The sequence below is a fragment of the Pelosinus sp. sgz500959 genome (assembly GCF_042610375.1).
Taxonomy (GTDB): domain Bacteria; phylum Bacillota; class Negativicutes; order DSM-13327; family DSM-13327; genus CTSoil-075.
In genome coordinates this window covers 1-11,126 of the sequence record NZ_JBGJZL010000030.1, presented here as the reverse complement: position 1 = coordinate 11,126, position 11,126 = coordinate 1, and the positions used below count along the sequence as shown (strand labels likewise).

The following is an 11,126-nucleotide window of genomic DNA, read 5'->3' as shown; positions in this document are numbered from 1 at the left end:
CCTTGCCAAGGCGAGGGTCGGGAGTTCGAATCTCCTTTCCCGCTCCATAGGGGTATAGCTCAATTGGTAGAGTAGCGGTCTCCAAAACCGTTGGTTGAGGGTTCAAGTCCTTCTGCCCCTGCCACAAGGATTTTTGAACCACAGAGAATTATCTCTGTGGTTTTTTTCATATTCTATATTAAAGTTTTAGAATAGAGGGATTGGAAAAAGTATGACGAATAAGGGAGAAAGTGCGAGGTCCAACAGAAAGTGCAAGAATTGAATGTGGTCACAGATAGTTTAGTTTGAAACATTGAGACAAGGGGATGTGTTTGAGGTAATAAACGACTTAAAAAAATCATGGAGGAAAAGGTTATGCTAACTTTAAAAGTAGGACGAGAAATAACATTATATTTCAATGAGAAGCAGCATAAAGCCATAATCACGCAAATTGATTTTGGCGAAATCGTATGGGTTAGGTTTGAAGATAAACTAGCAAATGAAGAATACTATCATATAGACGAGTTGGAAAAACGAATGGATCCTAATAATATTGGCCAAATTATTGATGAAATAGAAGAAGATTTGCATATCTAGAAACGCACTTGAAGATCATATTACAGAACTTTAGGCTAGTATTTCCAATTAAGGCAACCAACAAAATTGAATTAAGTAGCTCAATGAAAACCTGACAAAGTGGTAATACCGCAAGGACAGGTTTATTTATGTTGATAATGTTATATCTTAGTCGTTTTATGGACAGATAAAATAAGGGGAAAATACGGTTTAATAATAAAATAGCGAGGGATTTGAACCATCATGAAAAAATTCGAGCAAATTAACAAGTACATGAACCCTAGTAAACCTAAACCTGTTAATAAAAAATCAACAATTGATTTTTTGCCAGTAAGTAAATTTCTCCAACATACAGAAAAAAGTTATGATTATGAGGTTATTGTAAAATTTTTTGCCAGTAATCATATCACTATTAAAGATTTTTATAGTGATGCTTCATATGATGAAAAATGTACTGTTTGTGCCAAGAAAAATTGGCTAGTTTGGCGTAATGATTTTATGTATTACGATACCTTAAATAAATGCCTTATAAATGTTGACGATGATGAAGAATTAGAAGATTCTCCAGAATTAGAACAGATTGATTTTGCGGTATATGTTTGCTCTGAGTGTGGCGCATGGTCAACTTTTATTTCTTATAATCCTTAACAGGGTGAACTAAACTGTGAAAAACGGACATTGTAAAAAAATTACCTCCTCTTGTAGAATTTCGATTAAGAAATAAGCAAGAGGAGGTAATTTTATGCCAAATGATAAGAAATGCGGTTATACACATATTCAAGAAGTAGCAGATAGTGTGTAGATATCTCCAACATTTATTTACGTAGTGATTGATCACTGTTATAAACTCCATTTATTATTTTAGCAATACTCTTTTAAAGGATTATTGTATGTAGTACATTGACCGGATTTTTCCATTAACAAAGTAATTTCGACAAATTAAGTGAAGAGGGAGGAAGGGGAAATTTTGGTTTTGGCAGAATAAATAGAAATATAGAAAAATAAAGAAGATATATTATTTAAAGTGAAACGGTCTTTTGGTTACTGTATCGAAGTATTGTAGAATAAATCGATTTGAGGCTAAATTTCTATCATATTAATCTGAAATTTGCATTGTTAAAGAATGATTGTTGTATTTTTATGTAAAACAAGATAAAAGTTTTTTTATGCTGACGTAACATTAATACCACAACAAATTATTATCAGGAGCGGATGGAGGTAACAATATGAGTAAAAATGTTAACTGGAAAATCACTGATGATATTATCAGTAACGTAGGTTGGCAGCAATATCTTCGCGCCATTCAGGCTTTGCTGGATGGCCTTGCTGTCGCTAATTCTAAACAAGATTTCCTAGATATGGTGGTAAAGCTTATTCAGCAGGAAGGCGGTTGTAAATTCGTCGGTATCAGGGTACTTACGGAAGATGGTTACATCCCGTATCAATCTTATATCGGATTCAGCCGCGAGTTTTGGGAATCAGAAAATATGATTCAAATTTCAAAAGAGGATTGCAGTTGCACAAGGATTATGAGCGATAAGTTGTTGCCCTTTGACATGCCTATCATCAATAGCTACGGTTCCCTGTGCTGTAATGATACCTTATTGTTTGCTCAAACCTTGTCTGAAGATGAGCAAAAAATGTATCGTGGGGCATGTAATGCTGCTGGTTATCGCAGTGTTGCTGTTATTCCCATTCGTGATCAAGACGCTATTATTGGTGTTATCCATCTTGCCGACTACACTACAGATCAGCTCAGCCCGGTCATAATGGGATTTGTGGAAACAATTGCTCCGTTAATTGGGAAAATTCTGACAATGGATAAAATTGAGAGGGTTCTTAAAAATACGGAGGATAAGCGGGCAATACTTGAGAGTCTTGTTGCCGGCATCAGTAAACTAGCCTACATTGTTGATATGGACACCTATGAGCTAATCTATGTCAGCAAAGCAACAGAGTCGCTATATAGTGAAAAAATGGCCGGCCGTAAGTGCTACCAAATCTTTGGCAAAACCTTTCCGTGCTCGGATTGCTCTTTCCAGAAAGAACAGCCAGATATTGGATTTAACTGGGAACGTTATGATGAGGTCCATGACAGGCACTATCTTTGCGAACAGCAGGCCATCAAATGGCCGGATGGCAGGTTAGTGCCAACTGTGTTTGTCACTGATATCACACAGCAAAGAGAAGCAGAAAAAGCCGAAAATGCATTAAAAGAGACCCTGCGAAAATTTCAAGTTTTTTTCGTTCATAGCCGTGATATCATGCTATTCATTGACTGGACAAGCGGTAATATTATAGAGGCTAATCCCGCTGCTGCGACATCTTACGGTTACTCACGAGAAGAACTCCTGACTCAAAATATCTCCGACCTGAGGGTGGAGCAGAGGCAAAGGTTAATCAGAGAACAAATGGATACCGCCTTCAAGGATGGAATTACATTTGAGGCGATTCACCGATGTAAGGATGGCAGGACATTTCCAGTTGAGGTAAATTCGAGGGGCGAACAGGTAGGGCAGACCAGGATACTATTTAGCGTAATCAGGGATATTACTGAACGACGTGCCGCCCAGGAAGGTTTGCGGAAACTAAACGCTGAATTGGAAAACAAAGTCGCGGAACGGACTTCTCAGCTACAAGAAATCAATGCAATGCTAGAAGAAGAAATAATGGAACGACAGGCGGCCCAGGAATTATTGCGAAAGCTGAACGCCGAGTTGGAATGCAGGGTGGCCGAACGTACGGCTGAACTAGAGGAGAGCAATGCGACTTTAGAAGAGGAAATTATAGAACGGCGGGCGTCTCAGGTGGCACTTAACCAACTGAATAGCGCGCTGACAAATGTGAATATGGCATTAGAGGAAGAGTTTATAGAACGACAGTTGGCAGAGAAATCTTTGCAGGAAACGCAAGCCATATTGCAGGCAGCATTGGATAATTGTCAAGCAGGCATAGCGGTCGCAGATGCTCCAGATGGAAAGTTGCGCTATCTAAACAAGGCAGGCCAGTTAATTACGAACCACTCTGGTGAATATTTTAATATGGATGTTAATGATCATTTGAAGAATTGGAATATTTTTCATGAAAATGGGATTCCATTAAAAAATCATGAAGTTCCATTAGTGAGAGCAATTCGTTATGGTGAAACATATAGCGACGAATTTATCATACGACGCGAAAATTGTAAAGATCTTGCAATATGGGCTAATGCAGCACCAATAAAAGATGAAGCGGGTAAAGTAAAAGCAGGAATTGTCATTTTTCTTGATATATCTGAACGTAAGAGAATTGAAAAAGCATTACTTAAGGCCAAGGAAGAGGCAGAATGGGCCAATACTGCAAAGAGTCAATTCCTCGCCAACATGTCCCATGAAATCAGGACGCCAATGAATGGAATTATTGGGATGACAGATATAACTTTAATGACGGATTTACAAGAAAATCAGCGAGAATATCTTAATATTGTAAAATCATCAACCATGGCATTGCTCCGAGTAGTAAATGATATTTTGGACTACTCAAAAATTGAAGCGGGTAAAATTGAATTGGCAGAGGATATTTTTGATATTTGGGAAACAACGAATGATGTGATAGAGTTGTTTACTATTGCGGCAAAACAAAAGGGTTTGTGTATCAAATTAAACATTGACAAGGAAGTACCGCGTATTATCATCGGTGATTCAGTTCGATTACGACAAGTACTTTCAAATTTAGTAGGCAATGGAGTTAAATTTACACAGCAAGGCGAAATCGTGATCCATATTCGTGTTGCGGAAAAGTATAATGGTAAAGTGAAATTAATATTTGTGGTAGCTGATACCGGAATTGGAATTTCTGATGATAAAATAGAGAAGCTGTTTAAAAGATTTAGTCAGGTAGATGATTCTCATACTAAGCAATTTGGTGGAACGGGACTTGGACTTGCAATTTCAAAAAAACTGATTGAAATTATGAATGGAGAAATTGGGGTAGAAAGTAAAGAAGGAATAGGAAGTCGTTTCTTTTTTACAGCCGTATTTGGAGTTCATAAAGAATTCGAACTATGTAAGAAAGAGATTGTTTTTCATGAACGTATTCAGTATAAAAATCCAGGGCTTAAAACAGTACTACTTGCAGAAGATGACCTAGTCAGTCGGAATATGGTAACCACACTATTAAAGAAAAATGGCTTTAAGGTTATTGCAGTAGAAAACGGCAAGGAAGCGATTGATGCATTCGAAAAGGAAAAAATTGATGTGATTTTGATGGATATTAATATGCCTTATTTGGATGGATATTCTGCAACGAAGGAAATTAAATCAAGAGAAAAAGATATGAATTGCTGCACGCCGATTATAGCAATGACTGCATATGCCTTAAAGGGTGATCGAGAAAAATGCTTAGCGGTAGGTATGGATGATTATATTAGCAAGCCAATTAACATTAATCAGGTTATAGACATCATTCAAAAGTATCTAAAGACAGGAAGCAATGAGCACAATGAGGTATAGCTCAAGGTTCAGGTGAAAATAATATTCCCTGTATTAGCGATATTAATTATAAAGTAGGTTGACTTTGAACAAGGGAGGAAGATGTAAATCTTCCTCCCTTGTAGTGGGATCAATCAAACTTACCGTAAGCGTGATTCCGCTAGCGGTGTTACTTGCTCTAAGTTGACCGTTCTGGTTGGGAAGGGAATAATTATTCCTTCCTGTTGATAACGGGCATGAATTCTCTTGATGAATTGGTGGCGGATGAGATGCTGGTCTGTTACAGTCTTTACCCGCAAGATTACATTGAAGTTAATGCTGGAATCGGCGAAACTGAAGTACCGGACGAGGGGTTCAAAATTGTTGACTCCTCCCTCTGTTTCTTGGAGAATTTCTTTTGCAACCGTGACAGTAATTTTTTCCACATGATCCAAATCACTTTCATAACTGACTCCTATGGGGATGGAGATGGAACATTCAGCAAAGGGTTGCGCATAATTGGTGATTGTGGATGAAGCAAATTTTTGGTTAGGTATGACCACCATGTTTTCAGTGGACGTTTTTATTGTGGTATTGCGCCAGTTCATGTCCACTACATGGCCCTCTTCACCAGTCGACAGTTTAACGAAATCACCTATCTTGATTTGTTTGGCTATCAGAATATTGATGCCAGAAAATAAATTTGTCAGAGTGTCCTGCAGTGCCAAAGCGACAGCCAAGCCGCCAACCCCCAAAGCAGTGATCAACGGAGAGATCGCGACTCCGAAAGATTCAAGCAAAAATAATATGCCGATGGTGTAAACAGTCAGGTCAATTGTTGTGGCTAAGATCGAAGTGGAAGCAAAGGCTCCAGATGTTTTTCCGAACTTTTGCTTAAGATAGCCAGAAGCCAGACGCGCGACCAAGAGGGTCAGGGATAGAATGACAAGGGAGTGGAACAGACTTTGGAAAAATAGTAGTGGCCGCGGTGGAATTGTTAGGATTTCCATAATAGCGTAAAGGCCAATGAGAATGCCCAACAAGGTGGGGATTCCTCTAAATGTTTGTTGCAACAGAGGATAAGAGATGTTGGTTTTTCTTGCGACTATTTTGAGCAGTTTGGAAAATACCAGCTGGATTATGATGATGCCTAACGCTAAACTAATGAAGTAAACCATCAAATGCGTTTTGAAGCCACCGTTTATGATTCTATTTCCTATTTCAGTAAGTATTTCAAGCATTGGGTCCTCCTACAATATAAAAAATCATTTGACATAGTAAATACTGTTTCGTTAATTGACTCTTTTTTTCCTGCCATTGTACGTTCTCATTATTTGCCAAAATTGAAATGTGTTTTTAACAACTTACAAATTGGATAATCTTTAAAACTGAGATGCAGCGAATAGCGCATAATTTATTAATTTAGATGGAAACATTTCAGTTAAGACAATGCTGCGAAAAATATGTGCATATAAAGTACTAAAGAATAAAATAATAGGTAATACGGGCCCGATAGATTCTTATATGTCAGTGACAATTTTAATAGAATTTTTATGGCAGAATTTGTTTAAAAAGGTTTCTGAAAGGGTTGTCGGTTATTTTGAAATCCACATATAAAATAATCTATATAATAATAAGCTTATGCCTTATCATTTTTTATGTAGATTATAATTTTTTCTACTTTCAGGAAAAACCGGACATAAATGTTAAACTACCATCGCTTATTCTTAACAATAAGCAAACTAGGCTACTGGTTTTTGCTCCACACTGTGATGATGAAACACTAGGGTGTGCCGGTGTTATTCAAGATGTCTTAAAATCAGGTGGCCAAGTTCTAATAGTATTTATTACCAATGGTGATGGGTTTACTATTGCCACGAAAGAACAATTTCATCGTTTATTCCTTACTAGCGAGGATTACATAAACTCGGGATATAGTCGTCAGATTGAAGCTTCAAATGCTTTGCGTATATTGGGAGTGACGGAAAATCAGGCCATTTTTCTAGGATATCCTGATCGTGGTCTTAAAACAATTTGGAATGATTATTGGAGCATTAGTCAGCCTTTTCGATCCCGCTATACGAATAGTGATCATTCACCTTATACGAACACTTATCAGCCAAACACTCCTTATGTTGGTGAAGCCGTGTTAGAAAATATCGAACAAATAATGCTTCAATTTCAACCTAATTTAATACTAGCACCTCATCCTGCCGATGAGCATTCTGATCATGCTACGGCATGGGCTTTTATAGCAACAGCTTACTTAAAGCTTACTATCGGTAGTCAATTACCAGAGGCTAAATTTTTTACTTATTTAATCCATCGTGACGATTTTCCAATTCCGCATGGTTATAAAAATGAAGCACTATTGTTACCACCAAAACCGTTGTATGAGGCTGATCCAAAAAAGTGGTATACCTATCAATTGAATTCTGATAATCAGACCATTAAGGAGCAATCCTTGAAAGAGTACGTAAGCCAACTTCGAGTTCCAATAATGTCTAGCTTATTATATAGCTTTATTCGTAAGAATGAATTGTTCGAGGAGATTTACATTCCTGTACTTAACGAAAAAACACCCAATACCGATTTAAGTTCTATTGAAGCCTGGTTCAATCAAGAACCAATTTTATTTAACCCGAAAGGTGTAAATAGACTTGGTGCGTTAGAACGTAAAGCTAAGGTCGTATCCATTGAATGTTACATCAAAAATAATCGAATTTGGCTGCACTATAATATACCAGAGTTCTCTCGCAAAAAAAATCAGTATCAGGTATCGATAATTGAATTCCGTCTCCAGGGGAACAAGCTTAATCGCCAAAAGAAAGTCTACAATTTCAGCACAGGTGACACGAGTTTATCAGAGGAAGATATTATTCGTATGCAGGATGATGTAATAATTAGATTGCCTAACAGTCAGCCATTATTGCCGGATTTCCTATTTATTCAGGTAGATACAAAAGATAAAGCAGGATCACTCATTGATCATACTGTATGGCAACCGGTTCGCTTACAGTATAAATAGTGTTAGGTTAATACAATTATGGATGTGGTTTCTTAAAAATTGATTAACTTTATGAATAGCCCCATATTTTTATGACTTTCTTAAATGTATTATTCCTTATGCTCAAAGTAGTGATATAGTGAAAGATGATATCAAAACCAATTCTGATATAATTATAAAAGAGTAATTGACAAGAATATCAATATAAGATAAAATCAATTCGACACTTATCGAAAAGTAATATAACTGAAATTGTTAAAAACTTTTTGAATAAGAGACAATTAAAATTATAGTTCAATAGTGCCGAGACTCAATAAATATAATTTTTTAAGTATACAATTCGATTATTCTAGAAGTATTAAAATGATAATAAAGGAGACAAAAAATGAAAATATTTTATTTTACAGCTACAGGAAATAGTTTGTATATTGCAAAAAGAATCGGTGGAGAGCTATGTTCAATTCCTCAAATGTTAAAGGACGGAACGAGTGAGTTTGAAGATGAAGAGATTGGCTTTATATTTCCTTGTTATGGTTTTGCACCGCCGAGGATCGTAATGAATTTTATACAAAAGTCAAAATTTAAGGCTAACTACTTTTTTGCAGTGATGACTTATGGTAATAAGGCAGCATCTGGGTTAGGGTACATGGAGAAAATAGGGAAACAAGCAGGTATTCGCTTCAACTATACGAATGAAGTTTTAATGATTGATAATTACCTTCCTGTGTTTAAGATCGAAGATCAGCTAAATAAAGAAAACTCGAAAAAAACTGAAGAAAAGCTAGAAAAAATAGTAAGCGATATTAAAAATAAGAAAAACGAGCTCGCTAAAAAAGGCGTTGTATCCGATGCCTTATCTAAGGCTATCCCGAAATTAATTACTAAAATTCATTTGAATGAAGGGGATAAACGATTTATTGTTGGAGATAATTGTAACAGTTGCAAAGTGTGTGAAAAGGTTTGCCCCATAAACAACATTAAAGTTAATAGAAAACCAGAGTATTTGCATCAATGCGAAGGATGCTTTGCGTGCATACATCATTGTCCACAAACGGCAATACATTTTAAATTTGAACGAAGCAATACTAGATTCATCAATCGGAATGTGAAACTAAAGGAAATCATTGACGCTAATAATCAGAGCAATACTAGAAGCTAAATAAGGGTTCTGGCATTTCCTTGGAGTTAATTAAAATTAACAAGGAAGACCAGAACCCTATGTTTTATAGTTTATATTTTTAATAAAGTTCACCTCTGAGGCGAGCTGCCTCGGCTTGTTTTTCCGANTAAGGGTTCTGGCATTTCCTTGGAGTTAATTAAAATTAACAAGGAAGACCAGAACCCTATGTTTTATAGTTTATATTTTTAATAAAGTTCACCTCTGAGGCGAGCTGCCTCGGCTTGTTTTTCCGAATAGTACCATCGTGTTGATTTTCCTATAATACAATGCATAGCATCAATTTTTCCTTCTAAAGCCATTTTTCTCATTTTTTTAAGGTCAAATCCATTAGAAGAATAATAATTTGCTGAAATAAATCCTCGCATATTCAATTTTTTGCGGTATTGGATAACATCTCTGCTATCTAGTTGGACTTGCCAAATTGACATAACTGATCCCTGCCTTTCACTTTTTTAAATTTTATTATATACCTTTTTGCGGAGAAATGTTATATAAAATTATTTCCAAAAGTAGCAAGAATTTTTTATTCATTAAAAGGATCTTCTTTTAATATAGCTTATGCAAGTTAGTATTAAGTTAAGAATTTATTAAATTTATATTAAAAAAAATTTCTGTAGATCTTTTTTGTTGTAACCATAATGAAGATATCATGGATGCTATTGGTCGCCTAACAAAATAAAGCCAGTAGACGATTCTTTAAAGAGATTAAGCGGACTGGAAGGTCAATGACCCCCGTTCCTAAAATGACACCCAGGAGTACTAGTATAAGAGCTGCTAAATGATACCAACTTAGTTCTTCGCCCAAGAAGAAAGCTGAGGCAAGGATGCCGACGATGGGAGCGCCGTTTTGAAAAAGGGAGGCTGTAGAAGCCCCTACTTGTTGTATACCTGTATTCCACCATAATGCACCGACTGCCGTACTCATAAAGCTAGAGAATAATAATATAGCAATTGGCCAGAATGAAAAACTACCAGTATAACTCCATACTGGATTTATAAATAGGCCAAGAATGAGTAGTCCAATGGAGCCTATCCCATGGCTATAAGCCGTTACGATCAAAGGAGAAAGGGATAGAGTCGCTTTTTTAACAAATAAAGAACCGATTACAAAGGTAATGGTGGCAATAAACGTGATCCCATCACCAACAAGGGTTGCGCCACTTTGTGAGCTACCTGATACCACTAATAATAAACCACTAAATCCTAACACGATCGCCAAGCCTTTCATCCATGTAAATGTCTCTTTGAGTAGGTAACCAGCTAAGACCGTTGTAACTAAGGGATTTAAGCCTAATATAAGAACAGCATGCATCCCACTTGTAGCAGCTAATCCTAAGTTAAGTGCAATTTGATGAAGGAAAATACAAAACATAGCAATTGTGCTAACGAGGAGCCACTCTGTACTTGAAAGTTTTTGAAATCCATAGCGGCGAAATACGATTGGCAAGAGTAAGCCACTGGCAAGACAAAGACGAATAGGGGCCAAGGCTAATGGTGGGAAAAAATTAGTGAGATATTTAATAGAAACTACATTGACTCCCCAAAGAAATACGACCATGGTGAGTAGAAAGAATACATGACGGTTGTTATTTGCTTTTATCATAATCAGTTACTCCAATACAAAATATAATAAATACTAATTTTATCATAGCTTTTGATAAACAGAAAGAGAAAGTAGTGCTGTCAGCTTATGACTCAAGAAATTAAAAGAGTATTTTCAATTAATATGTTATATAAATTTATATAACATATTGTAATAATAAGAAGAATGTGCTATTATGTAAAAGTCGGTTCGCAAGAACTAACAAATGTGGCCCAGTAGTTTAGCGGTTAGAATGCCGCCCTGTCACGGCGGAGGTCGTCGGTTCAAATCCGATCTGGGTCGCCATTAGTATGCTGGAATAGCTCAACTGGTAGAGCACCTCACTTGTAATGA

General features: G+C 36.5%; 8 protein-coding genes and 2 tRNA genes. 7 read left to right on the top strand and 3 right to left on the bottom strand.

The window, feature by feature from the left end; genetic code table 11:
- The first annotated feature begins 48 nt into the window (after positions 1-48).
- From ACAN52_RS21595 to ACAN52_RS21580, 4 genes are all read left to right on the top strand, one after another.
- A tRNA-Trp gene (locus ACAN52_RS21595) sits at positions 49-124 on the top strand.
- Positions 125-354: 230 nt separating this feature from the next.
- A complete protein-coding gene (locus ACAN52_RS21590) occupies positions 355-576 on the top strand; it encodes a hypothetical protein (RefSeq protein WP_378957189.1) in 222 nt (73 codons plus the stop codon).
- A gap of 222 nt (positions 577-798) precedes the next feature.
- A complete protein-coding gene (locus ACAN52_RS21585; RefSeq protein ID WP_378957187.1) occupies positions 799-1,203 on the top strand; it encodes a hypothetical protein in 405 nt (134 codons plus the stop codon).
- Between the two features lie 578 nt (positions 1,204-1,781).
- The gene (locus ACAN52_RS21580) at positions 1,782-5,045 is read left to right on the top strand and encodes an ATP-binding protein (protein ID WP_378957185.1); all 3,264 of its coding nucleotides are present in this window, start codon (positions 1,782-1,784) and stop codon (positions 5,043-5,045) included.
- A gap of 119 nt (positions 5,046-5,164) precedes the next feature.
- On the opposite strand, the gene ACAN52_RS21575 is transcribed toward ACAN52_RS21580, so the two are convergent.
- Positions 5,165-6,244: a mechanosensitive ion channel family protein gene (locus ACAN52_RS21575; protein ID WP_378957183.1), complete on the bottom strand. Its 1,080-nt coding sequence runs from the start codon at positions 6,242-6,244 to the stop codon at positions 5,165-5,167.
- 359 nt (positions 6,245-6,603) lie between these two features.
- On the opposite strand from ACAN52_RS21575, the gene ACAN52_RS21570 reads away from it, so the two are divergent.
- Positions 6,604-8,031 carry a PIG-L deacetylase family protein gene (locus ACAN52_RS21570; RefSeq protein ID WP_378957181.1) on the top strand — a complete coding sequence of 476 codons (1,428 nt, stop codon included), beginning with the start codon at positions 6,604-6,606 and terminating at the stop codon, positions 8,029-8,031.
- 364 nt (positions 8,032-8,395) lie between these two features.
- Positions 8,396-9,169, top strand: a complete 774-nt coding sequence (locus ACAN52_RS21565; protein WP_378957179.1) for an EFR1 family ferrodoxin — start codon at positions 8,396-8,398, stop codon at positions 9,167-9,169.
- Between the two features lie 206 nt (positions 9,170-9,375).
- Here the strand turns inward: ACAN52_RS21565 and ACAN52_RS21560 are convergent, their stop codons facing one another.
- Together ACAN52_RS21560 and ACAN52_RS21555 are read right to left on the bottom strand one after the other, a co-directional pair.
- Positions 9,376-9,618, bottom strand: coding sequence for a hypothetical protein (locus ACAN52_RS21560; protein WP_378957178.1), 243 nt, complete (start codon positions 9,616-9,618; stop codon positions 9,376-9,378).
- A gap of 239 nt (positions 9,619-9,857) precedes the next feature.
- Entirely contained in the window at positions 9,858-10,793 is a 936-nt protein-coding gene (locus ACAN52_RS21555; RefSeq protein WP_378957176.1) for a DMT family transporter, read from the bottom strand.
- 209 nt (positions 10,794-11,002) lie between these two features.
- On the opposite strand from ACAN52_RS21555, the gene ACAN52_RS21550 reads away from it, so the two are divergent.
- A tRNA-Asp gene (locus tag ACAN52_RS21550) sits at positions 11,003-11,078 on the top strand.
- The last annotated feature ends 48 nt before the right edge of the window (positions 11,079-11,126 follow it).